The organism is Methylobacterium sp. P1-11, assembly GCF_008329595.1.
In the GTDB taxonomy this organism is placed as follows: Bacteria; Pseudomonadota; Alphaproteobacteria; order Rhizobiales; family Beijerinckiaceae; genus Methylobacterium.
In genome coordinates this window covers 135,021-159,064 of record NZ_NPKS01000011.1, presented here as the reverse complement: position 1 = coordinate 159,064, position 24,044 = coordinate 135,021, and the positions used below count along the sequence as shown (strand labels likewise).

Annotated in this window: 15 protein-coding genes, 1 tRNA gene and 1 pseudogene; 6 read left to right on the top strand and 11 right to left on the bottom strand. The window is 58.0% G+C overall.

The window, feature by feature from the left end; all coding sequences use genetic code 11:
- Positions 1-136 precede the first annotated feature (136 nt).
- Positions 137-775, bottom strand: a complete 639-nt coding sequence (locus CIW48_RS13505) for a TetR/AcrR family transcriptional regulator (protein WP_149311235.1) — start codon at positions 773-775, stop codon at positions 137-139.
- 73 nt (positions 776-848) lie between these two features.
- On the opposite strand from CIW48_RS13505, the gene CIW48_RS13500 reads away from it, so the two are divergent.
- Positions 849-2,006 carry an FAD-dependent monooxygenase gene (locus tag CIW48_RS13500; RefSeq protein ID WP_149311234.1) on the top strand — a complete coding sequence of 386 codons (1,158 nt, stop codon included), beginning with the start codon at positions 849-851 and terminating at the stop codon, positions 2,004-2,006.
- Between the two features lie 395 nt (positions 2,007-2,401).
- Here the strand turns inward: CIW48_RS13500 and CIW48_RS13495 are convergent, their stop codons facing one another.
- Positions 2,402-3,379, bottom strand: a complete 978-nt coding sequence (locus CIW48_RS13495; protein ID WP_149311233.1) for a transporter — start codon at positions 3,377-3,379, stop codon at positions 2,402-2,404.
- Positions 3,380-3,698: 319 nt separating this feature from the next.
- Here CIW48_RS13495 and CIW48_RS13490 point away from each other — a divergent pair.
- Positions 3,699-3,908 (top strand): annotated as a pseudogene (locus CIW48_RS13490) (transposase); the annotation flags it as partial.
- 977 nt (positions 3,909-4,885) lie between these two features.
- On the opposite strand, the gene CIW48_RS13480 reads toward CIW48_RS13490, so the two are convergent.
- The 4 genes from CIW48_RS13480 to CIW48_RS13460 all read right to left on the bottom strand — a co-directional run bounded on the left by CIW48_RS13480 (position 4,886) and on the right by CIW48_RS13460 (position 12,066).
- The gene (locus CIW48_RS13480) at positions 4,886-6,577 is read right to left on the bottom strand and encodes a hypothetical protein (RefSeq protein WP_149311232.1); all 1,692 of its coding nucleotides are present in this window, start codon (positions 6,575-6,577) and stop codon (positions 4,886-4,888) included.
- Between the two features lie 47 nt (positions 6,578-6,624).
- Positions 6,625-7,695 carry a dsDNA nuclease domain-containing protein gene (locus tag CIW48_RS13475; RefSeq protein WP_173009262.1) on the bottom strand — a complete coding sequence of 357 codons (1,071 nt, stop codon included), beginning with the start codon at positions 7,693-7,695 and terminating at the stop codon, positions 6,625-6,627.
- Between the two features lie 554 nt (positions 7,696-8,249).
- Positions 8,250-9,032 (bottom strand): hypothetical protein, encoded by a 783-nt coding sequence (locus CIW48_RS13470; RefSeq protein WP_149311230.1) that lies wholly within the window; start codon positions 9,030-9,032, stop codon positions 8,250-8,252.
- A gap of 1,042 nt (positions 9,033-10,074) precedes the next feature.
- Positions 10,075-12,066 carry an adenylate/guanylate cyclase domain-containing protein gene (locus CIW48_RS13460; RefSeq protein ID WP_149311228.1) on the bottom strand — a complete coding sequence of 664 codons (1,992 nt, stop codon included), beginning with the start codon at positions 12,064-12,066 and terminating at the stop codon, positions 10,075-10,077.
- Between the two features lie 353 nt (positions 12,067-12,419).
- Here CIW48_RS13460 and CIW48_RS13455 point away from each other — a divergent pair, with 353 nt between their 5' ends.
- Positions 12,420-13,292: an ABC transporter substrate-binding protein gene (locus CIW48_RS13455; RefSeq protein ID WP_173009261.1), complete on the top strand. Its 873-nt coding sequence runs from the start codon at positions 12,420-12,422 to the stop codon at positions 13,290-13,292.
- 2,182 nt (positions 13,293-15,474) lie between these two features.
- On the opposite strand, the gene CIW48_RS13445 is transcribed toward CIW48_RS13455, so the two are convergent.
- From CIW48_RS13445 to CIW48_RS13430, 4 genes are all read right to left on the bottom strand, one after another.
- Positions 15,475-15,873 carry a hypothetical protein gene (locus tag CIW48_RS13445; protein WP_149311225.1) on the bottom strand — a complete coding sequence of 133 codons (399 nt, stop codon included), beginning with the start codon at positions 15,871-15,873 and terminating at the stop codon, positions 15,475-15,477.
- 281 nt (positions 15,874-16,154) lie between these two features.
- Complete coding sequence (locus CIW48_RS13440; protein WP_149311224.1) at positions 16,155-18,296, bottom strand: phage/plasmid primase, P4 family; 2,142 nt, start codon at positions 18,294-18,296, stop codon at positions 16,155-16,157.
- Between the two features lie 350 nt (positions 18,297-18,646).
- Positions 18,647-19,126, bottom strand: coding sequence for a site-specific integrase (locus CIW48_RS33950; RefSeq protein ID WP_281407340.1), 480 nt, complete (start codon positions 19,124-19,126; stop codon positions 18,647-18,649).
- A 632-nt stretch (positions 19,127-19,758) separates the two neighbouring features.
- Positions 19,759-19,835: transfer RNA gene (locus CIW48_RS13430), tRNA-Arg, on the bottom strand.
- 178 nt (positions 19,836-20,013) lie between these two features.
- Here CIW48_RS13430 and CIW48_RS13425 point away from each other — a divergent pair.
- From CIW48_RS13425 to CIW48_RS13415, 3 genes are all read left to right on the top strand, one after another.
- Complete coding sequence (locus CIW48_RS13425) at positions 20,014-21,108, top strand: acyltransferase (RefSeq protein WP_246695229.1); 1,095 nt, start codon at positions 20,014-20,016, stop codon at positions 21,106-21,108.
- Between the two features lie 86 nt (positions 21,109-21,194).
- A complete protein-coding gene (locus CIW48_RS13420) occupies positions 21,195-21,617 on the top strand; it encodes an RNA polymerase sigma factor region1.1 domain-containing protein (protein WP_149311222.1) in 423 nt (140 codons plus the stop codon).
- Between the two features lie 79 nt (positions 21,618-21,696).
- Positions 21,697-22,086 (top strand): phage holin family protein, encoded by a 390-nt coding sequence (locus CIW48_RS13415; RefSeq protein WP_149311221.1) that lies wholly within the window; start codon positions 21,697-21,699, stop codon positions 22,084-22,086.
- Between the two features lie 228 nt (positions 22,087-22,314).
- On the opposite strand, the gene CIW48_RS13410 is transcribed toward CIW48_RS13415, so the two are convergent.
- On the bottom strand, positions 22,315-24,039 hold the full coding sequence (locus CIW48_RS13410) for an HWE histidine kinase domain-containing protein (RefSeq protein WP_149311220.1): 1,725 nt from the start codon (positions 24,037-24,039) through the stop codon (positions 22,315-22,317).
- Positions 24,040-24,044 lie beyond the last annotated feature (5 nt).

Genomic DNA, 24,044 nt, shown 5'->3' with positions numbered 1-24,044 from the left:
AAGAAGGCCGTCCGCTTGTTCGGCAGGTCTGTTCCGGACAACGGATGCGTTGTAGCGGATAAAATTGCAATAACCGCACACAGCCATGAGTAAACCCTCACGATATCTGCTGCCACGCATCCGCCGCCAAATATCGTCATCCTGCTTCGACATAGGGAGTTCCCGCTGCCGCGCCCGCGGCGGCTTGGAAACCACGATCGATAAGACGAAGAAAGACGCGACCGGCAGCCGCGGCGTCGCCGGGCGTGTCAGCCACCTTGTACCCTTCGAAGAAGGCGACGCTCCACGTCGCCACGAGCAAGCCCGCCACCAGATGCGCGTCGGGATCGTCCGCGGGTCGATCGACCGCCTCTGCCATCATCGCTGCCAGAACACGCGTGAACTCGCTGCACATCTGTCGCGCGCGCGCCTTCAGCGCTTCGCTGGCCAGCGCCGTCGCAACGAACCTCAGCGGCGCACCGAAAAGCGGAAGGAGCGGGTTTCGGTCCTCGATACAGCGGTGAGCGAGCAAGCGCAGCGCCGTGACCGGGCTCGCTCCCTCGTCCCGCCCGTGGATGGCCGCGGACACCATTCCGCGCACCTCGTCCTCACGATCAAAGAACATGTCCTCCTTGCGTGGGAAATGGTTGAACACGGTCATGCGGCCGACATCGGCAGCCTCCGCGATCTCGTCGACCGTCACGCGATCGAAGCCGTGGTCCATGAACAGGCGAGTGGCCGCATCGGAGATGGCTTGGCGCGTCGCCAGCCGCTTCCGTGTGCGCCTGTCCAACATGGGGCTTGCCCGTTCCTGCACGTAAAACTATACCCGGTATAGTTATGTATCGAGATTATTTTGAGGTGATGGCATGCCCACGTCAACCGTGATGTCCAGTGCCTCCACCGAGCCGCGATCCGTACTCGTCAGCGGCGCGAGCTTCGCCGGCTTGGCGACGGCATTCTGGCTGAACCGGCTCGGATACCTTGTCACGATGGTCGAGGTCGCACCGGGTTTGCGCCGCGGCGGGACGCCCGTCGACATCGAGGGGGAGACAATCGCCGTCCTCGAACGCATGGGGTTGATGGAGGCTGTTCGGGCCAGAACGCTTCCCCCTCGGCGCTTCGCCTTCAAGGATGCGAAAAACGCAACGCTGGGCGATATGGCCCACCACCCGAACGATGAGGCGGGGCCGCGCTACGAGATCCACCGCGACGACCTGTTGGATGTTCTGTGCGGCGCGATCGAGGGCGATGTGGAACTGCGGTTCAACCGCTCGATCGTGGCGATCGAGGAGCGTCCGGAGGCGGTGTCGGCGACGTTCAGCGATGGCAGCCGGCACGAATTCGCACTTATATGTGGCTGCGATGGAAACCGCTCTAATACGCGCAGGCTAGTGTTCGGCGACGGTGAGCAGTTCACCCATTTCATGGGCGGATATTTCTACCTCAAAGTCGTGCCAGACACCGGACTGCTCCCACCGAACAGCTCGGAGGTTTTTGCCGTTCCTGGACGGATGGCGATGCTGAACGGCTATGACGATCGCACGGATATCGGCTTCGGGTTCCGCACGGCCGGCGAGATCGAATACGATTACCGGAACAAGGATCAGCAACGTCGCCTGATCAGGGAGCATTTTTCCGGCCTGGAGTGGAAAGTGCCGGACATGCTCGCTCATATGGACGAGGACAACGAATTCTATTTTGATCGTATCAGCCAGATCAGAATGCCGACTTGGTCGCACGGGCGCATCACTCTCGTCGGCGACGCCGGCTATTGCGTGTCCCCGTTCGCAGGCCTCGGTGGCTCGATGGCCATCATCGGCGCGGGAAGGCTGGCCGACGCCCTGGCGCGGCATCCAGACAACCATGCCGCCGCATTTCACGCTTATGAGGAAGGGCTACGGCCGTTCGTCGAGCAAGTGCAAGAACGGGCCGCTATCGACAGCGTACAGATGCTGGTTCCCGGCGACGAGGCCGAAATGGCGGAGCGAGATCGTAAGCTGGCAATCGGTGACATCGGCGTATAACGGCCGCTTTGGAGAAGCTCCGACGGCGGTCCGAGTGGCTGGGTTGGGTCGAAAGCGGAAGAGAGTTCTTGCTGACGTTCGAGCGGGATAACTCGTCAAGGCAGTTGCCACTCGTCAGCCGATAGCCGTTGGCCTGCTATTGCGGTCATGCTCCTCGGCTCGTCGAGTGGCAGGAGATCTAAAATAAAAAATGCCCCCGGGACTCCGCGGAAATCGCGATCGGGTAGGTGCAGGAATATTCGGAATTTCGATGATGGCGGGGGCGAGCAAGTTTCGCTGTTGAGACGGGCTTGCTCGCCCCCTAATCGAAGCTAGACCCTGGGAAGGATTTAATCTCCGATACCTGAAGTGTCGAATGCCATCTGCGACAAGTCAAGTCGCGAGAGTGACAACACTTAGTACTTGCGGACCAGAGCCGCCGGGACCGGCGAGGCGGCCGGGGCCGGCGAGTACAGCGGCACGATGAACCGGATCCAGCCGTCGGTGGAGTAGTCGCTGCGAGTGCGGCCGAACGCGTTGGTGGTCTGCAGACCCGTCACGACGTCGCGGGCAACGTAGGCCTGGACGGTGAAGATCTTGAAGTCGTAGCCGATGAGGCCGCCGAGGGCGAAGCGCCCGCGGTTGCCCGCCGCCGCGCTGGCCTGGCTGATGTCGAAGTTGTAGGTGCCGTAGGCGATCGGACCGATCTCGAAGTTGCCGAACTTCTTGGTCGCCGTGAGGTCGAAGTTCAGCGAGTCCGACAGGCGCAGCGGGCCGATGGCGGCGCCGACCTGACCGGGGAAGCGGCCGGGCGAGTCGTAGATGTTGGCGGTCAGGTTGGCGGTCAGGTTCCAGCCGTCACCCGTGTAGCTGCCGGCGATGCCGAAGCGGTAGGTGTTGGAGGAGAGCTGCGGCAGGACCGGGGTGGCCGTCGTGCCATTGGCGGTGATGATCGAGCCGCGGTCGCCGTTCAGGTCGTTCAGGTAGGCACCGCCGAGCAAGCTGACGCCGAAGTTGCTGCCGAGGTCGAAGGCCCAGATGCCGCCGACGAAGGTGCCGACGTTGATCGAGATGTCCTTGTTGCGCACGCCCGCCGGGTTGCGGGTGAAGGCGAACACGGTCGGGGGTGCGACGAGCAGCTCGACGCGGCCGCCGAACGGCACGAACGGGGTCGACCAGACCAGGACCGGGATGTTGACGGCCGTGTCGGGATCGTTCCGGCCGTCAGTGCGGCGATAGGTGAACGTGTTGATCGCGTAGAGGCCTTCCGGCAGCGGCGCGCCGACCGCGAGGCCGACCTGCTCGCCAGGAACCGTGGTGGTCTGCGCGTAAGATGCGGTAGCACTCAGCGTAAGAGCGGCGGCTCCTGCAAATGCTGCAGTAATCTTCTTCATAAAACTTCCCCTTTTTGCCGCCGACTCAGGCTGCGCGGTATTTTGTCCGCTGTGCCGCCTGCGTGGGTGTGTCCTGACCGTGCTCGATTTAGGACGATTTCGCTCGAAGCGTTTTGGATCCTGCCACAACTCTACTTACTGTCTAGGACATATATTTCGATGCTGGTAACCACATGAATCATGTTGCATAACGATCACATGTAGCTGGCAGCGCTGCCATGCCGATAGTGACGAGCGGAACCGATCCTTGCGCGCACTCAGCCGCCTCCGGCGCCTGCGAGCCAGGGGTGCGGTAATCATGGTTTCTGCGAGGTTAATGCTGATCCCCACCCGCAAGGATCAGCCCCGCCAGCTCGATTTCGACAAAGCCGTCTATCGCGAGCGCAACAAGGTCGAGCGGCAGATCGGCCGGCTCAAGCAGTATCGCCGAATTGCCACCCGCTACGAGAAGCGAGCCACAAACTACCTCGCCATGGTCACGCTCGGCATGACCATTTCTGGCTCAGATGACTTTGCAGAGATGCCCTAGGCCAGCGCAAGCCTCAGATTCACACCACGCGAACAAAAGCCTCAGTCGCTCCCGCGCTGGGTTTTGGTTTGCGGTATGCTGGTCGCTATATGGTCGCTAAAAACTTAGCGACCGAGCTCGCAATTGAGCTAAGTCATTGAGAAGATTGGCGCACCCGACACGATTCGAACGTGTGACCTTTGCCTTCGGAGGGCAACGCTACACCTAAGCTAAGATCACGGTTGGACGGCCGTTCGGTCCAGATACCCATTTCCAATCAATCTGTTACCGAGACACGCTACACTCACTCTGCGCGAACCTCAATCCCGCCTAGCCGCACGATCCGCTCTATCGTTGTGACAGCGTTGTGACAGGGGAGGGGCCATACAGGGAGCCTGAGTCAACGATCCGGGCACGATAGAACGGGCGTCAGACCGGGCGTTGGAAGGGAGCATCAGCCGACGATCCGAGAATGAGCCGAAGCCAGCTGGAATCGTCCTCGGGGAAGGCATCTCTTCGACATCCTGAGGCGTGGGATACCCCTCTCGTATGATGGGTGGATCGCCTTGGGCCCGACTACAGGGACGTGAGCGCCACGATTCGCGAGTTCATGCGGCGTGGCGTCGTGGTGCGAACGATCATTAACGGGATGGTGTTTGACGGCTACCACGGACCCGATGCAGCAAGCTGTTCGCGATGCCCTGATTGGGTTCGTGGCCGCAAGCGCAGAGGCTCAAGCACAAGCAACCAAAGAAGGACAAAGAGCGGGCATCGCCCACGCGAAGATAACAGATGGTGCGTATCTTGGGCGCAAACCTAGCTTTGATCAGAGGCAAGTAGATATGACCGTGGCATTGAAGAACCAAGGTTGCACGGACGCCAGCATATTTCGTCAGCTGCGTTTGTCCAGACAGGTCGTCTATAGGATCCTAGACGACCCCATTCGCCGTGCGGAGATCGCTCAGAAATGGCAGCGAAGTTGAAGCAAATACTGGCCGTCATGAAATCATTTTCATGATGAGAGGTTCGATGAACTTTCCAACTTCTTCGTACTGTTCCGGCCTAAGCACCTTGTTTTTATTACTGAACTCTACAACCTTGCCATCGAAAGCCACATTGAAAAGACTTACAGAGCCCAATATAAGTTGGCAGTTATCAGGTCGGCCGCGTATGATCTCTTTGACCATAACTTTTAGATTGTCTTCGTCCTGGTCTTGCTGGTTGGGGCTGTCAACGACAAATGGGGCAATAACAAAAGAAGAGTACTTGTGCATTACACGGAGAAAAGCAAGATTGTAAGCGAGAACTGCGCGTGGCTGGTCACTCCCGGTGTTTCTAATTACGCGATCCAGCTGCGTTATCGAATCAAAGTCTGGATTTTGGACTCGGAGGGCATTTGAAAAGTTCAAAACTGTTTGTGCAAAGAAGTTTTCAATCTGCTCCTTCCGCTTCGGATCTTCAAGCTCCTTTATCTGCCTTTCAAGGTCGCGAATCTCTGACTCAATCGCATCTAACTCGGTATTAATTTCTTCAATTTGCGCGTTGAATGTAAGTACCGCTTGCCGCTGTCCTTCTGCTTCGATCACATCTTTCAGCAAAACCTCTCCGTGCTTCTCGTTAAGCGCATCTTCGATGGTCATAATCTCATCGTCGGCTTCGTTCATTCTTACTGAAATACCATCGATCCGCGCGCTTAGCGACGACATTTCATCAATTGTGCTATCAATGAAGGCTCTGCACGACTCTCGATCATCAATAACCCCAAACCTGGACGCAAAAGAATTACTGTGATCCGTCCCGCAGGTGGGGCACTGAATCACGGTCTCTGTGTGGTCTGCAAGCCACGACGCATCCCGGTCAAGCTCAAGTAGAGAGTTCTTCGCAATCTGTAGCTGCTGATCAAGCGCCGTTCGGAGATCGATGGCGTTGACAAGCGAGGCGTTATATATTTGCCGCCTTTCCCTAAGCTTCTTTACACCGGTTAGAAGCTTCTCGATAGCTTCCTGATGTGTCTTCTGATCAAATCCGAGACCCCGCACGACGTAGGCTTGCTCCACTCGGGATGCCGCGACGCTTATTGAAGACTTGCTTGCCGATAATTCAGCTACTCTGCTCTTATTTTGAATTACCTGTCCCCTTAGATTGTAATACGCATTCGATTTTATGCCGCTGTGGAAATGGATCGTATCCTTTTTCCAATTGGAAAACTGTTGTAAGCTGTCAAAAGATTGCCATGGCTGCTGCCACCCAATGTCTTGATCAACGTAGAAGGGCAAGAAAGCGTATGCGGGCGGAGGTATTGTCAACTTTCTTTGGCGAGAAACCAGCAAGAGATGAAAGCCCAAAAGTTCAGCCAAAAACGGTCCGATGCCGGAGGTCACGCCGGTCGATCTATGCAGAAGATCAAGTTTTTGGTCGAAGACGCCGAACTCCCTCCCTCGACGAACTATGACGTAGGTACGGCCACCGAATTCAAACTCTAATGCACCGGTTACAACTGCTTTCTTCCACTTGTCGTGCGTCCGTGCAGGATCGGCACCTAGGGTCCAGTAGATTGACTTAATGACCGACGATTTCCCGACGTCATTCCCGCCGATTAGTGCCGTCGCCTTTGGATGAAAGGATAGCTTGATGGCGGCCCGTTCTTTGTTCGATATTAACCATAATCTTCTGAATACCAAGTTTCTCATCGGATTTCACTCTGAGATTGCGCACAAGTTTCTTGAATCGGTCTATGTCATTCATTGGCAAGGTACTCATACAATAATGCGGCTTGAACGAACGTCCGATCATAATGACCAAAGCGAAGCTTGGCCGTATCCTTCAAAGCTTCCGACTCTGTATCGATCATCATTTTTATCGATGAGTACGCCACACTAGGCTGATCTAGCCGCTTGCGAACCTCCTTTTTCCATAAAGCCAGATTTATGAAATCAGTAGAGAATTGCATTGCTTCGTAATTGCGCCACTGAATGCGGATTGGCGCAAGTTCCTGAAAAGTATATCCGCTGTTACTCGCTTGCACTGAACTCCACTTTGGTCTTGTTTTCAGTGACAGCTTTAGATCGTTAATCCATTGGTCGAAATCATTTCGAGCAACGAACTTCGCAGCGATTAATTGGTCATAGCTGACTACATCCTTGAGAAACTTGGATTTGTTTCTGCATTGATCGTACACTCCCAAATAAAATGCACGGTGATTGCACTCTTGCACTGAACAATGATCGGCTAAGAAATTGACTATTCTCCCGAGGATGTAATTGCTATATTCGTTGAGACCAAATGATGTTTGATCATAGTGAAAAAGCTTCGTATCCACGTCTTTGAACGCGGGTATCTCTGCTTTCATTGCCGCTTCAAACTCGGAAACCGAATCGGGGCTTCCGTTTGAGAAGCTACAGGGATATTTGTCCTGGTCTATGAAATCGCAAGGTTGGTTGCTTACGAAATAGACTTCTTGGACTCGGTGTCCAAACTTTACTCTGTTGTCGTACATCTTTGCCGCGATTGACGGGCCTTTTTTATTAGTTCCCGGCTCAGCTTTGCGGCTTGTCAAACGCGCGATTGTCCATTTTTTGCTTTTATCGGTCTTTAATTGGTATGTTGTTATAGATCCTGGGTTGCCGACGTCGTCCAAAACAACAATATCGTCGTGGAATTCGAATGCTATTCCATAGTTTCCGGGAGCGACGTGTCTTCTTAGAAGTTCGTCCAGGCCAAAAGTTGTCTGGAAATCCAGCCGATCTAGTGCGGTACTGCCGCCTTTTTCTCGTTGGGGAATGTTCGTGAGATCCGTGATTAAGCTCACTTCCCCGCCCCTTGTTCTTCCATGTTTAGACAGGCATCGGTGTGACCCGTCCTTATGATCGAGTGATACCCATTAACTTGATCGTGTGTGTTGCGCTCAGGCAACGGCGAGGTCACATTCTTGTTTCGGGCGGATAATTCGCACGGTGCAGTACACCTTTTCCGCGATATGGCTACGGCTAAACGCTGTCGGTGATGTCGCTAATCCGTCCTATAACCCATTGATTCACAACGGTGGTGGGCCCCGCAGGAAGGGAAGCCAAGCCATTGCTAAGGAACTGAACGTGGCACGGGCATCCGCCTATCGTCTTCTGAACGGTGCGCCAACGGGATCTGCCGGGTGATAGGAGGCTCAGGGAGGGCATTGGGTTGAGCGTGCTGCAACTCTCGCAGTCCGCCTCGACTGGTGCCTCACAGGTATCCCTATGGCTCCCACAGCAGCCGACAAACCGTGGACTCCGCCCTTCGGCACTAGGAAACAAAAATGGGCGGCTTCCCGTGCGAGGAAGGCCGCCCAACCATACAACAGTTGTGAGGAACGTCAGAGGGCTTTGGTCAGGCTTGGGCTACGCTAAGATCCGCTGACTGCATCCGCATCTCGCGCCGTTCCATGACTCTCTGACCGTTCACAAACCGGGAGGCGAACCACGCGAGGATCAGGAACAGGAAGAACCGTGCCTTCTCGCCTTCCAGGGTGTTCGCCTCATTCAGGATCATCCCATACCAGACGGCTAAGAGTGAGAAGACCGCGCCTACTTTCATCACGGCGACCAGCGTTCCGACGATCAAGCCGTTGTGCCGGATCGAACTCACAAGCGTTCCGAGGATCGCCCATAGCCACCACAGGGCTCCGACCACGATAGCGAAGGCGGGTGCCGGGTTTTGATGGATGAACTCGCTGAACCCACCGTGCGCATTGGGTTGGTCGGGAGTGAACAGCAGGACAAGGCCGATGGTGGCAAGGGCCGTCACGACCGGTGCGATGAACATACTGGCCGACATCAGCACGTCAGATGCGTTAGCGAACACGACTACCCGGGAGCCGCATCCGAGCACAAACAGGATCACGGTGCAGGATGCCAAGACGACAAAGGCGATGCTCAGTCCCCTCAGGATCGCTTCATTCGTCACGCTCTCGAAGATCTGTTTCGACGGTGGTCCGGCTTGAGTGGCCTTCGCTGTCCCATGTGTCTCTCCGGGTAGAACGTGTGGGACGAACGGCACCATGCGTCCGTCAGGCATCCGTGACCAGCCATAGGGTTGTTGCGCAAGCGCGGGACCGGTGAACAGCAAGGCGAGGAAGCCAAAGAGGGTGAGGATGCGAGATAGGGACCGCATGATGACTCCGAGGGGCGCAGACGAAGCAAACTCCGTCAACGGCTGATAATATAGTAGTTTGCTTCGTTTTCCAGCGAATCGGTCGGAGCCACACTCCGACTTATGAAGCGCGAGTTGAACAAGACTATAGGGTTACGGGTGAAGCGGGCACGCGAGGCAGCCGGCCTAACGCAGGAACGGTTGGCAGAGTTGATTGACCGTTCGAAAGAAGCCGTGTCAAACATTGAGCGGGGTGTCAGCCTACCCGGACTCGACACAATCCAGACGATCTGTGACGTGACCAAAGTACCCATGACTTCGATTGTCGAGGACAGTGGCGAGGACGTAAGCACAGCCGATCTACGGGCAACACTTAACGCTGTCTTCTCGCAACTAAGCTTATCAAATAAGAGATTGGTCGTCGCTTTGACAGAGACTATTATGAGCCAATCAACTCGGAATGAGTCGTAAGCGTATCACTAGGGTCAATTAGTTCAAAATCTATACCCTGGTGTTCCCAAGTCGCATCCCATTCACTCATGTCCTCTGTACGGAAGCCGAAGCACAGAGCATGATCTAACCAATCCGTCGATTCCATCCAATCGTACAATTCCCCTGTGCCGTTGAACGCCCGGTCGAACCTTAGCTGGAACTCCGCATAGGCCGATATGATGGGGAGCGGACCGTTTTCGAAGCTGCACGATAACAGTTGTATGGATCGCGCCTGGATCGCTCTTTCAGGATGCAGCAACCCATTCTCACGATGCTCAGACTCCGGTTCGATCCTAGCGTAGAGCAAGGGTTCGATGGTGGCCCGCACGAACGCCCATTGATCCTTCGGCCACGATCTACGCCTTCCACGATCCTTCCATAGCTGTTCACACTGGATGAGAGCCGGCGGAAGGGTGGGTGCGGGATCCTCAGAAAGGTCCGGCGAACCATTCTTGAGGCGGGCCATGACGGTGTGGACGTGCATAGCGGGATTGTAGCACAGGACCGCCTCGTAAACGACTATGCGGGCTTGTTACCTCACACCGTTTCCGTATAACCAAATCTCTTTCGTCTAGTTGGTTGAACCCTCAGGTAATCCAGCCATACGCAAACCCTGAACGATGTAGGCATATTCCTCTAGGAACTTAGGGTTATCTGACCAGCCTGCATTGGCCCATTTCTGTACTGTGTACCCTGGCATCAGTTCCAACAGCTTCTCGATGGCTTCATGTGCTTCGGCGCTCTTGCCGGTCCAAGCATAAGCTGTCGCAAGATCCACGTAAGCTATCCAATATGGACCCCGCGCTACCGACTTCGAACACCAAGCTATCGTTTCATTCCAGTGCCTCAAATGAGTATGAGCGTGGCACATCTGATAATACCAAATGTTTATAAGTCCATCTTGTGGGCTGATCCTGATAGCCCTATCAATCAAAGCAAACGCCTCGCCGGCTCGGCCCATAAGTATTTTGGTGTTTCCGGCTTTCCCGTAAGCCTCAGGAAAGTTAGGATCGTTCTTGATTGATTCATCGTACATCGTGATCGCAAGATCGAAATTGTGCTTTGACGAATAAGCGTCACCCTTGACGAAATAAGCTATGGCGGAATTCGGTGCTACAGAGATGACTCTGTTTGCAAGGTCCTCAGCCCGCTTTATATCAGCCAGCCGATCATCACTCCAACGGTTTGTAACTAGTTGGATGGTGCCTCTGGCAAGCCCCTGCAACGCTTTTAGGTTGTTCGGCTCCAATGTCAGAGACTTGTTGAAATAATCGATGGCGGACTTTGTGTTTTTAGCACTTCTAGGCTTGTTAAGGTCGGCCCACCCGAGCATCGCTAGATCAGCGGCATTAGGATTGTTCGGCCGCTCTCGAAGTGAGCGTAAGCTTTCAGCCTCCGTTAGTTGCACATCGAGGGAGCGGGCGAGGCGCGCTACAAACTCGGCTTGCAACTCACCAAGTCGGTTGCGCTCACCTTCGAACCGATCCGCCCAAATGTGAGCGCCGGTCTCAGTAGAGATAAGCTGTGCATTCAGGACGACATGCTCATCGGTTCTTCTGACACTTCCTTCGAGAGCATAGCGTACTCCCAAATCTCGCCCGATCTGTTTTACATCAACAGCCTTTCCCTTGTAGGTGAAGGCGGTGTTGCGCGCGATCACGAAGCTGCCGGCCAGATGCGAAAGGTCGGTTGTCAGATCCTCCGTTAAACCGTCGGCGAAGAAATCCTGCTCGGGATCGTTGCTCAGGTTGGCGAACGGCAGCACCACCAGCGACAGGGGCGGGAGAGGCTTCGGCGGCAGTCCATTTTGGACAGCAAGCGTGTTCTCGGCTCTAGGTGCTTGGCCCGGCCACACGGACCATGCGACGGCACCTACGGACGCGAGTGTCACGACCGCAACCACCGAGGCCAGCCCGAAAAGTCGGAAACGGCGACGGGTTGCAGGAGCAACCTGCGAGGCCGGCGGTCCCATCGCTACGTTCGGCTCAGGTGCGTTCTCGGCGTCGTCGTCCTCCTCGTCGTCAGGCACTGCAAGAGCTTGAACGGCGTTCGCGGACAGGGCGAAGACGCCAACGGGCCGGGCGATGTTCTTGAGTTCCAGCTTTCCCTTGTCCTCGAATCGGTAGGGCACCTTGTCCCGCACTTGATCGTGGACGGACCGGGAGACGCAAAGCCCACCGGGTTCCGAAATAGGTTCCAGGCGCGCCGCCACGTTGACGCCGTCCCCGAACAGGTCCCCGTCCGGCTGGGCGATCACGTCGCCCACGTTGATCCCGAAGCGCAGCTTGAACCGCCGGTCATCCGGCAACGCGGACTCGAACCCGGCCATCGCCCGCTGAATGCGGATCGCACACGAGACGGCTCTCAAGGGGCTTGGGAACTCCACCAACAGACCGTCGCCCATGGTCTTCACGATGCGGCCCTGGGCGGCTTTGATCGCGGGATCGGTTACTTCGCGGCGCAGGACCTTTAGGCGTCGGATTGTGCCCGCTTCATCTAGGCCCATCAGTCGGCTGTAACCGACGATATCGGCCACCATGATGGCCGCCAGACGCCTGCTCATGGTCGCCCCACCTAAGCTTATGGCACTCAAACACCGTGCTTCTTTGGCGAGATGATAGTACGGTAGCTTTCCCGGGACGCAAGGCCGCCGGAGTAGTAGGGTACGCGCGGCTAGACCAAGAGCGATAGAGACACCTGCATAAAAAACTTACGTACACGGGGTGGGATTTGACGGAGGTCCACAGGATAGTCGGCTTTTGCTAATGTACCGAAATCAGGGTGAGACGTATGCAACGTCGCCAAGTTCTGTCGCTTGCCGCAGGTATGACATTTTTCGCCAAACGCAATGGAGCGAAAGCAGCGGAAAAGACATACCGTATCGCGTTGGTTCACCCGTCCCGTGCCCTGGCGCAAATGAACAAGGGCGGCCATATATATTTTAAGGTTTTCCTCGAAGAACTCGAGAAACGAGGCTACGTTGAGGGGAAAAATCTTCTGATATCTCGTTTCAGCGCAGAGGGCGCAGCAGAAAAGTACGACCTTATCACAAAAGAAGCCGTCGAAAGTAAGCCTGACGTTATTGTTACAAGCTCCGACAGGATCATCCTTGCCCTTTCAAAGCTGACGCAAACCATCCCTATCTTGGGTTTTATGACCGACCCCGTCGCTTACCGCGTCGCCAGTTCGATATCGCACCCCGGCGGAAACGTCAGTGGTGTCATGGTCAATCCAAGCCTAGATATCTGGAAGAAACGGGTCGAGTACCTGAAAGATATAGCCCCGGAAACGAGGCAGATATTTGTGCTTTCTGCACGCAGTCTCTGGGAGAGCCCCGCCATCGCGAGCATCAGAGAAGCTATCGAACAAAGCGGATGCACGATGGTTGGGCCGCCAGTAGAAAGCCCCCACAGGGAGCCGCAGTATCAAGCCGCGTTCTCTGAGGCAGCAAAAACAGCACAGGCTTGCATTGTGAGCACATCACTTGAGAACCTGTCCAATAAAGAGCTCGTTGTGCGGCTAGCTACAGAGCACAGATTTGTATCTATTTACCCTGTCAGGGAGTATGTTGATGCAGGAGGATTGATCGCACACGACGTTGACTTGCCAGGACTGTGGGCCCAGCTTGCCAGACAAACATCGCTGGCGCTTGCGGGAACAAGCGTCGCGGATATGCCGTTCTATCAGCCGTTTCGCCTCCGACTGATAATCAACTTAAAGGCGGCTGATGAGATAGGGGCCAAAGTTCCTGCCGACTTACTCGCGAGGGCCGACGAAGTGATTGATTAACACGACGCTACACTGACGACCATACGTGGGTCAGGCTGATGACGATGAGGGAAGCCCTGAATCGCCTTTGATCCTTACCCGAAAGCTTGCCCCCGAAGCTATTGAACCGTGATCGAGTTCTTGATGGCATCGTAATCAGCACGTTTCAGGACACGACGGCTAAGAAGTTCATCGGGTGACGTGTAGGGCCGGAACTCGATGACCCTCTTACCGATCATTCCCGCACCTAAGCCGTTTAGCTGCTCTACGGTCGCGGTATTCAGGTCGACGGTGCCGCCTGTCGTGGCGGCCGGACCTTTAGCGTCTCTTTGGGCAGCGTCAGTCCTCTCGTTCGGGTCAGATGCGCTCCCACCTTGTCTGACGGGAGCATCAGGTTCGACAGACGCCTTTGGAATAGCCGGCTGGTCGGGCTGAGCGGTCGCGGACGGTGCTGAGCCTGTGGGAGCCGTTGCCACCATCCCCGAACTGGACGCCGACCCTGGCGTGATTGTGCGAATGGATTGGCCTTTGGTATCCAGTCCGGTTCGTGACTGTTGGGATAGGGGCGCGACGGCTGCGGCACGTTTCTCCTGACCATTCTGAGGACGCGGCCCATACCCCATCCACAGGGCGGTTAGCAGGACCGCAATGACCGCTAGACCGGCGCTTATGGACAGCGTGGATCTGATCATTCTCACTCCCATTCGGCCCGTCGTATGAGCGTCCCAGGGCTACGCTGCCTTTGAGACACAATCCGCGCTTCCTCAGGGATCAGGCGAAACGATGCAAGGGCCGCTCTAGCGAACCCTCAACCGCTGAGAGCCATGGCGGGTGAAGGCGCTTGGATCGGGATCACCAAGGCCGGTACATGCCCCTGAGGCGAAGTAGACAGTCCGTGAGCTTCGAAGCCACCACGGACAATCCTGAGCCATCCTGAGCGCCATCGTGGAGTGACGCTGCCCTCCAAACTCTTTCCATAGCTGTTCACACCTGACGAGAGCGGGTGGATGGTCGGGCCCGGGCCGGCATAGTGGCTCATTTGCGACACCGAAACACTCAGACACAAACTGTCACTTATGTGGGTTTCACGAATGGAATGAATCCGGCCTATTGGTCCGAGCCGGTATTATGTATTCAGAGGCGGCAAACTTGGCCGGCGCAGAAAACAAGCTGTCGTCCATTCTCATGAGGTCTATCATGAGTTGGGAAGGAACGCCGATCTGGGTCAAACGGTGCATTCGGCGACGCATGGCAAAAGGCAAAATCAGCGAAGCTACTGTTCGCGTCCTGATGAAGCATAAGCGATTTCACCAAACGGCCGAATGCGAACCGGCGCCATCGTACAACGTCGTGCCTTTCCCAGGAGTGACACGACAGAGAATGCCAGAGCTTGGATTGATATAGGCGTAATAAGCTAGGCGGCATTGGTGAGGGGGTATGCCAGCGCCGCCTATCTTGGACCCTTGGCATAGAGCCGGTGCCGAAGCCTTTTCTACAACTGTTGTGAACCTGGGCGGGTAACGGTCCCAAGACCGGCATCGTCAGAACTTCCCCATGATTCCTAAGTGGCGGGGGACGGCTCATGAGCTTCGGAGGGCGTCACGGACGATCCTGGGCTATCGCCAATGCATCGTGGGGCGATGGTGCCCTCTCAGACTGACGGCCCTTAGGAAGGAACCCTGACCTACAGGACCACGAAGCCACCACGGACGATCAAGAAAGGTGGGGTTGGGGATGACCAAGACAAACTGTCAAGACCGCTCATAGGTCTCCCGTTGTGGGTCATCCCCTTCCTATTTAGCCGATGCAGACCCCTGGTGCCCTCTGGAATCGCTCCATGCTCCCTTGTGGGGCTTATGGGACGGCGGGAGGGCGTTCAGCCCAATGACAACAACTGTTATGCACCCTAGCGCCTGACGGGCCTTGAATGGTGCGTATTAGGGTTGGCCGAAGATTCCCAAGGCTTAGAAGGACCGTCTACGCGCTTCTATGTCACCATGGACGCTCCTGAGCGATCCTGAGCGATCCTGACGCCATCGTGGGGGCGATAGTGCTTCTGACGGACAGGCTCAGGCGCTCAGGACACGTCGAGAGCTCTGTGGGTGAGAACCATCCCTTTCGGATGTGAGGCCGTGCAAGCCTCTCGTTCGATGCTAGTGGCTGCATCAGATTGGTTGAATGACGTGCCACCAAGGCAATCCGCTCAGGCCGGAATATAGTTCGGCGCCAACTTGCGGAAGCTGAGCCGTTCCTTATTAGCACGGCGAACAAGATCCTGAGTCTCAATGTAATAGATGTTTTTGGTCTTGAGCCTATCCCATCCTATCTTAAGCGCCTCATCTAACTGATACCGAAAATTCTCGTGCAACTCAGCCGGAACAGAAATTTCGGGATCGGTGCCCTCTAGTGCGATGTCCGCCATTGGCTTCATTTCATTGATGCGCCAATCCATCTTGTGCCACTCGATAGGCCGTCGCGGATTTTCTTCCCGTTCACGCAAGATCACCAGGGCTTCTCTGAAAATATACCTTATCCTGTGACTCGCCTTCCGGTCGTATATCACTTTTTCATCTACAATGTTCGTTTCTTTCAGTTCAATCACAACGGTTTCCTTTCATCATTGCAAATTTCACTTATTTTTGAATCGCTGTCGTTTGCCATTTTAGACACATTTTAGCTTCTATGCGTCTCTTGCTTCCGTTCTTTTCCGAAATTTGTTGTGGTTACAGATGGAGGAATGGAGGTTCTATACCTAAAAATAAGATATGAAATAGATATAGATAAATGGATAGTTACCTATCCATCATCCATTCCTCCATTCTGTGTAGAAACAACTACTCGCGACCGGAGGGAGGCGACAGGGAGCAGAGCCCCCGTCAACCCTTATCTGAGTCTTAGTCCTGTTCGTGCGTTCCCCTTGCTGAGCTTGTGAATCCCAAAGCCTAATCGATTGAGGGACTTGGCAAATGTGATGTTACTCTGTGGTTCCGAGCCACTGTTCTGGCAATAGTTTACATAACTGTTATACAAATCCCCGACCATTACACGCCCATTGGGATCACGAACACATGCTCCCTCAACGAAGTCGCTCACGTTGTCATTGTCACTCCGGTATTCAGCGATGGAGTGCCTCACGGACTCAGGCGGTGCTAGAAAGTCACCCTTCAACTTACCGATCTGCCGCAAGCCTTCCAGCGCCCAATTCAGGATGCCCGGCAACTCACCCTTCAAGCTCTCAAGCAACTTCGGGTCGCGTTCCTCAGGCTTGAACGTCACAGGAAAATTGATGACGTGAATCCTTCGCCAGATCGCATCATCATTACCCGAGATTTGAGGTAGATCGTTACTCGCAAACCACAGCTTGAACTCCGGTTTGAGGTTGAAATAATCCTTGTAGAGACGCTTGACCGACATGATGTCGCCGCCGGTCATTCGCTTGATTTTAGCCACAGCAAGCTTGTCACCAGCCTCACCCTCAGTCGCGAAAACAAACCGCTTCCGATCCAGTGAGGCTAGGTCGTCGGTCTTGTCGTTTGAGAACCTTGGCTGCATGATTGAATGAGCCGGTAGCGAAGATCCATAGTCGCCCATTAAAGCTTGCAATAGATTCAGGAGCACTGATTTGCCGTTGGCACCGGAGCCGATCAAAATAAACATGACCTGAGCTTCGACGCTTCCGGTCAGAGTGTATCCGATTGCACGCCTGACATACTCGATTTTGTCGTTATCGTCGTCAAACACTTGCTCTAGAAATGCTTTGAACTTCGGGCACCACGCATGGGGATGGAACTCAGTCCCGATCCTTCGAGTGATGATATCGGTTGTTTCGACCAACTCGCGTTTCGTAAGATCAAGAACACCATTGCGAGTCCCGATAAGATGCGCGTGATGATTGAATTCTCTATCATCCCTCCGTATGAACGATTTGATAAGATCATAGATTGCCTTGATCCGCGCGTTTGACTGAGAAGCACGGATTTTGGTTGGATCGCTGATGGTTCCTGTGTTGGGCGGAGCTTTCAGAAACTCTATAATGCGGGCCTTAACCGCAACACTCGAGATGGGGTCATAAACGTCCGCCCTGTTCTCGTAAAAACACTCTTCATGTTCCGCGTAGATCAACCTATCACCAACCCAATCGCAAAAAGTCTCCGCCGTAGAGATGTCGGTGCTGGTATCAATGGTTACAGATACAGTTTGCGGGCCCTTACGATCTGACACCGACCTCAGTTGGGAAGTTTGTCCGCCCATCCATTTGATTAGGGTTCGAATAACGCCGAATCCGCCGATGATATTACTTAGCTTTTCATGCCACTCAACAGGCAGGCCCCGGTCGAATCTCTCGTAGGTTGCCTCGACAGCTTTAATCCTATCATCAGGTTCTTCGTCGTTGAAGATTACACAGAGGGTTTGCACGACGGTCTCGCACGCCTCACGATCCACGCCATTGCACGCGCACAAACCGGCAAACCACAGAGCGAGATTATGGCGTCCCTCTTGAACCCAATAGTCGGCAAGAACGCTGACAACCGCAACTTGGCCGACCTTGCGCAAGAGCATCTCACGGTCGCAACGTGCCGGTTCGCCATCCTTGCCGGGCTCGAACCGCACCATTAGCCCATCGTCCGGGTGGATCGAGGGCGGCATCATCGTCTGACAGCCGTTGCCCCTGAACTCGACAAGCATGGTTCCGTAACGTGGGTGCTCAAACTTGAGGGTTTGGGTGCCTCCGGTTACTCGGTAGAATCGGTGGCTATCCGGTCGGCTATCGCGCCCCGTCACCATACTGGTCTCGGGTAGGATCCACGCACCGGCTTGAATGGTGTGTGGACCATCCAAGTCAACGTCCACCAGATCTTCCGAAGCCTCGCCGGTCAGAATACCGACGTTGACGTCATCAGGAACATTTCCGAAATTTGTAATGCCCGTCCAGTCCGTGCCTAATCTAGTCCAGCCTTCTTGAAGCGGTCTCTTGAGTCGTTTTTTGAGCGGAATCAAATGATTTTTGAGATATTCGTTGTTCATGTTTGTTTTCTTTGGATATTTTACTCGCGCAACATGGCAGCCCCGCCTTCATCGGAGCGTTGATAATGAGCGGCAATGCGGGAATAGGCTCAGACGAACGCCTAAGCCGCGGATCTACCTGCATTCATTCGTCAGGCATGTCGAAGCTTATAATCTAATATTAACCTGTTGTCAATATATTCTAAGTTGTATTTTGAGCAGCTATAGATTTTTGTTTTGAATAACTGTTGTTTCTCAGTCAATCAGAAATGGGCGCTCGGATGTGATCTGTTCTGTTTTTATTTTCATTTGCCGAAATTATTGCGTTGCGGTAAGGCAGCCGTTCTAAACCGCCTCACCGGATATAACAGTTATTCAGATCGGACAGACAGCCGCGCCAGTTTCTCCGCCACGTTCTCGGGCTTAATGTGAGTGTATCTCTGTAGACAGGATAACGTTCGGTGTCCGCTTACCAACGATACCTCCGGTATACTGAGGCCAAGCTCGAACATCCGGCTTATTGCTTCATGCCTCATCGAATGGAGCTTCACGTTTCCTAGACCGGCACGCTTGCGCAACCGCTCCCAGGACAGTCGGACCGCGTTGGCATTGACAGGGAATAACCGAATGTCCCGGACCTCTATTTCTGAAATAATAGCTATTGCTCTAGGTGTAAGTGGAATTGAACGACCATGACCATTCTTTGAGGTTGTTAGGATGGCTAGCCTTGCCTTCAAATCAATGTTAGTCCACTCTAGGGCCAGCAACTCACCACGCCGCATTCCTGTTTCGAGTGCCAGCATTATGAGAGGCCGAAGATACCACACTCGCGTTCTTGTCAGTGCGGTCATCAAGGACGCTTCGGCTCCCTCCGGCAGCCGATGGCCTCTCACCTTGGACGGGGAGGGGAGTGTGATCTGACGGACGGGATTACCGGCGAATGGCGCACCCCATTCCTTGCGGCCAATTTCGATGCAGTGCCGGAGGACTGTGAGTTCCCGGCGGACTGTCTCGCCACTCACGGTCTTGAGCCGTTCATCTCGATAAGCCGCGACCATCTGTGCCGAGAGTCGGTGTGCCGCGACGTTTGCAAGTGGTGACCGGAGAAAGGTGCGAATGCGAGATGCCTCGAATTTTCGCCCGCGCTTCCGGCTTGTCACTTCGGCCTCATACCGTTGCAACAAGGCACCAACGGTTAGCCGATTCGCGCTTCGCCCTTGGCCGGATAGTTCGCCTCTCTCGATTTGACGCTCAGTTTCTCGCGCCCAACCGTCCGCATCAGCCTTCGAACGGAACGATTTTGTGATCGGAGGGAAGCCGTCGCGCCGGACCTGAACTTGCCACGCTTGTCCGCGCTTTCGAATGGTCGCCATACCCCGTGTCCCACCGTGCTTGTGACGCCAGTGTGACAGACGGACCGAAAATGGGCTTCGACAACCGGACCTATGAAGCCAAATCTTGAAGTAAATCAGAGACTTAAGATTGGCGCACCCGACACGATTCGAACGTGTGACCTTTGCCTTCGGAGGGCAACGCTCTATCCAGCTGAGCTACGGGTGCTGGCCGTGGCCATTCCCTAGCCCAACCGCGCCGCCAGCGCAACGGCGCCCGCACCATCACGTGCGGTCACAGGCAAAGCTGCCAGATCCCCGGCAGGTGTTGCCCCGGTGTCCTTGCCTTCGGCCGCCGTTTCCCGACCCCTGACTTCAGAGGCAGAGGGGTTGCGGAGCGGGCAGGGGTGGCGGAGACAGCGGGCGGCCGGGATCCCCGGGCGAACAATTTCGGGTCCCTGCGTCTCCTGTTCGCGGGCCTGGTGATCCTCGCCCACGCCCCCGAACTCGTGGACGGCAACCGGTCGCGGGAGCTGCTGACGCAGGCCTTCGGCACCCTGTCCTTCGGAGAGATCGCCGTCGACGGCTTCTTCCTCGTGAGCGGCTACCTGATCACCGCGAGCTACCGCGCCAAGCGCTCCTTCGCCGACTATCTCGCCCGGCGGGCGCTGCGGATCTACCCGGCCTTCGTGGCCGCGTCCCTCCTCTGCATCGCCGTCGTCGCGCCCCTGGGCGGCGGCGACCTCGCGGCGGCCTCGCCGATGGAGACCCTGCTGCGGCTGTCGCTGCTGCTGATGCCGGTGGTCCCGGGCGCCTTCGCCGAGCTGCCCTATCCGCTGCTCAACGGCGCGATGTGGACGATCCCCTGCGAATTCGGCTGCTACCTGCTGCTCGGCCTCGTCGGCACCGCCCGCGCCCTGCGCCGCCGCGGGCGGTATCTCGGCCTGCTCGCCGGGCTCGGCACCCTGCTCGCCCTGCGCTGGCTCTTCCTGCCCGTCGGGCATCCGGGCGACGCCCTCGGCTCTCTGTCGGAGATGATCCGCCTGACCTTCGTGTTCTGCTGCGGCGGCGCCTTCCGGCTGTTCGCGGACCGCATCACCTATACGGGGCGCGGCGCGGCCCTGGCGGCCCTTCTGCTCCTGCCGCTGATGTTCAGCCGGCCGCTGGCCGAGCCGGCCTTCGCGATCCTCGGCGGCTACCTGATCTTCTGGTTCGCCTTCGCGGTGCGTCCCACCGCCCTCAGCCGCGTCACCGCCCAGGCCGACCCGTCCTACGGGCTGTATCTCTACGCTTGGCCGGTGCAGAACCTGCTGGTCGCGCGGATCCCCGGGATCTCTCCCTGGTCGGTCGCGGCCCTGACGCTCGCGGCCGCCATCCCCCTCGGCCTGCTGAGCTGGTACCTGATCGAGCGGCCGATGCTCCAGTTCCGGCCGGGAACCGGCGCCGCGCCCGATTCCGCGCGTAGCGAGGTGCCGAGCGCGAATCCCGCGCTCAGCGCCTAGCGCCCGACCACACGCGGCCGCCGGTAACCGGTGCCGCCCCGGCGCGTTCTTGAGGGACGGCAGGAACGCGGCCGCGGAGGCGGGTCATGACGCAGGCTCTGGATCGCGCAACGCTCGATCGGCTGGTCGCCCTCGGGCGGGACCAGGGCGCGATCACCGCCAACGATCTGCGCGCCGTGCTGCCCGTCGAGCGCATGGATGTCGATGCCCTCGTCCTGGTGATGCTGGAGCTGGAGGCGGCGGGCGTGAGCGTCGAGCCCGAGGCCTTCGGCCCGCCGGCGGATCGGCCGCTTCCGGTCTCGGTCACCCTCCCGGGGCCGCCGCCCGGCACGGCGCCGCCGGTTCGGGCGGCGGAAGGAGGACCGGGCGCGGCCTTCGCGGCGCCCCCATCCGCCGCGGAGGCCGCGCCGGAGCCGAACACGGACGACCGCGCCGATGCCGGCCGGGCCGTCCTCTTGGCCGGTCTGGCGACCGTGCTGATCCTCGGCGCCGTACTCCTGATGCTGTGAGTGTCCGGCGGGGAACGCTTCGGGCCGCGGCCCCGTTGGCCAGAAACGGCCGGAGACGGCCCCGAGGACCCTCGTATCCATGCGTCAGACCCCGGACGGAACCCTCGCCCTGCTGATCGCGGCCCTGCGCGAGGGAACAGCGCATATCGAGGCGCTGCTCACGCTGGCGCGCACGGAGGTCGACGGCAATATTCGGGCGCTGGTATCGCTGATCGCCATCATCGGCACGATCCCGGTGCTCCTGATCGTCACTTTCTTCCTCGGTCTGGACGCCGTGGTGAAGCTCCTGGCCGTGCCGTTCGGCGCCGAGGCCCCGGCTGCGCTGATCGTCGCAGCGCCGTTCCTGGCCGTCGCCCTCGGGCTCGGCTGGATGGGCGCCCGCCGGATGGCGCTCTCGAATCTCGAGCCCTGGCGGACGTGGCGGCAAGTGAAGCGCGACATCCGCGAGGTGACCCGCACCGGCGCCTGAGCGTGAGACCGGAAATCCTCCATTCAACAACATGATGTGGTCGGATTCTCGCGCATGACGTGAGCGGCGCGGGCTCGCGCCCGCTCGCCGGCCGCCTTCTCGCGCTGCGGCTTCCCCGCGCAGGCCGACACACGCCACGAGGCGGATCCAGCCATGTTGAAGCAATCTGTCCGGACTCGGCTCCAAACTCTTGTCCGCGCTTCGTGATCCTGCCGAATACTGGCGCCCCTAACTCGTCGGCGCCAGCATCGCGCCCAGGCCCGGATCCAGGGGCACGTCGATCCCGCACCGCAGGCCTGCGGTCTCGAAGGCGAGTTCGACGGCGCCGGCGAGTTCGCGCCGCACGCCGCCGGCGATCAGCCGCGTCCCGAAGCCGACCCGGGTCGGCGGCTGCACCGGCGGGCCGCCGCTCTCCTGCCAGGTGAACTGCAGGCGCCGCCCCCCCGCCGCGCCGGCGGTGAGCGACCACGCGACGCGAACGCGACCCTCCCGGACCGACAGGGCGCCGTACTTGGCGGCGTTGGTGGTCAGTTCGTGGATGGTCATGCCGAGCGCCAGCACCTCGCGGGGGCTCAGCGACACGTCCGGACCGTCGAGGCGGATCTGGTCGCCGCCAGTCCGGTAGGGACCGAGTTCGTTCTCCAGCACCTCGCGCAGGGAGGCGCCACTCCAGTCCTCGCGGGTCAAGAGATCGTGAGTCTTCGACAGGGCCAGAATCCGCGCCTCCAGGACCTCCGCAGAGCCGCGGGACTGGCGGGCCAGGGCCTGGACGGTGGCCAGAGTGTTCTTCACCCGGTGGTTCAGCTCGTGCAGCATCGTGCCCTGCTGCGCCTGCAGCGCGCGCCCGCGCTGGATCTCCGTATGCAGCGCCGCGGTGCTGCGCTCGAGCGTGCCGGCCATGGTGTCGAGCTTGCTGCCGAGCCGGTCGAACTCGGTGGCGCCGTGCAGGCCGGTCCGGGCGGCGAGATCACCGGCCTGCCAGGCTGCCGCGGTGCGCAGGAGCCGGTCGATCGGACGACGGATGAAAACCCGCCCGGCCACGAGGGCGGCGGCCAGCGCCAGCGCCGCTCCCACGGCGATCAGCACCAGCCCGCGGCGGGTGGCGGCGTCGACATCCGCGAAGGCGGTCGCGTAGTCGCGCCCGACGACGACGCGCACCCCCGCCAGCGGGCCGTCCGGCAGTGCGGTGGCGATGATCCGCAATCGGCCGTCGAGCCCCTCGGCGACGCGGACGTCGCTGCCCGCGGCCGTCAGCATGGCGACCCGGTCGGGCGGGATCGGCCTGCCGATCCAGACCGCCTCGTCCGGGCGGCGGGCGATGATCAGCCCGTCGCGGTCCGTCACGGTGATCGCCGTCTCCGCTTGGTGGAGCGCCTGTTCCAGGTGATCGGAGAGCCAGTCGAGATCTACGGCGGCGAGGAGGACGCCGGCGGGGGCGCCCGCCGAATCTCCGGCATGGATGGCCCGGGCGAAGTGGATCGAGGGCCGCTTCGTCCGGAAGCCGACCGCATAGCCGCCCACTGCGTAGCCGCCCCGCTCCAGGGCGCGGTGGTGATAGGCGCGGCTGCGGCTCGAGTAGGAGCCCGCGGGCGAGCCGCCACTGTCGCAGATCACGGCGCCCTCGGGATCGGTGAGGGCGAGCAGCAGCACGTGCGGCAGCCGCGCCGCCGCCCTCCGCAGATAGGTGGCGCAGGCCGCCGGCTCCCGCGCCTGCACCGAGGCATCCCCCGAGATCAGGTCGAGGGCCTGCTGCATCCGCTCGGAGATCTGCGCGAAATCCTCCGCGACGTCCCGCGCGGTGGCGCGGGCGTCGGCCCGAACGGCCGCGTCGCGGCTCGCCCTCAGGGCGACCTCGTTGTAGCCCTGGATCGCCAGCGCCGGGGCGAGCGCGAGGAGGACCAGCAGCAGGATGCGGGTCGTCAACGACAAGGGCAGCGACGGCGGCAGCGACATCGGCG

Coding starts and splice junctions, on each gene's coding strand:
- CIW48_RS13410 (WP_149311220.1), bottom strand. CDS start 24,039: ATGTCGCTGCCGCCGTCGCTGCCCTTGTCGTTGACGACCCGCATCCTG.
- CIW48_RS13505 (WP_149311235.1), bottom strand. CDS start 775: ATGTTGGACAGGCGCACACGGAAGCGGCTGGCGACGCGCCAAGCCATC.
- CIW48_RS13420 (WP_149311222.1), top strand. CDS start 21,195: ATGACGCAGGCTCTGGATCGCGCAACGCTCGATCGGCTGGTCGCCCTC.
- CIW48_RS13470 (WP_149311230.1), bottom strand. CDS start 9,032: ATGCGGTCCCTATCTCGCATCCTCACCCTCTTTGGCTTCCTCGCCTTG.
- CIW48_RS13480 (WP_149311232.1), bottom strand. CDS start 6,577: ATGAGAAACTTGGTATTCAGAAGATTATGGTTAATATCGAACAAAGAA.
- CIW48_RS13500 (WP_149311234.1), top strand. CDS start 849: ATGCCCACGTCAACCGTGATGTCCAGTGCCTCCACCGAGCCGCGATCC.
- CIW48_RS13415 (WP_149311221.1), top strand. CDS start 21,697: ATGCGTCAGACCCCGGACGGAACCCTCGCCCTGCTGATCGCGGCCCTG.
- CIW48_RS13460 (WP_149311228.1), bottom strand. CDS start 12,066: ATGAGCAGGCGTCTGGCGGCCATCATGGTGGCCGATATCGTCGGTTAC.
- CIW48_RS13495 (WP_149311233.1), bottom strand. CDS start 3,379: ATGAAGAAGATTACTGCAGCATTTGCAGGAGCCGCCGCTCTTACGCTG.
- CIW48_RS13440 (WP_149311224.1), bottom strand. CDS start 18,296: ATGAACAACGAATATCTCAAAAATCATTTGATTCCGCTCAAAAAACGA.
- CIW48_RS33950 (WP_281407340.1), bottom strand. CDS start 19,126: ATGACCGCACTGACAAGAACGCGAGTGTGGTATCTTCGGCCTCTCATA.
- CIW48_RS13455 (WP_173009261.1), top strand. CDS start 12,420: ATGAACAAGGGCGGCCATATATATTTTAAGGTTTTCCTCGAAGAACTC.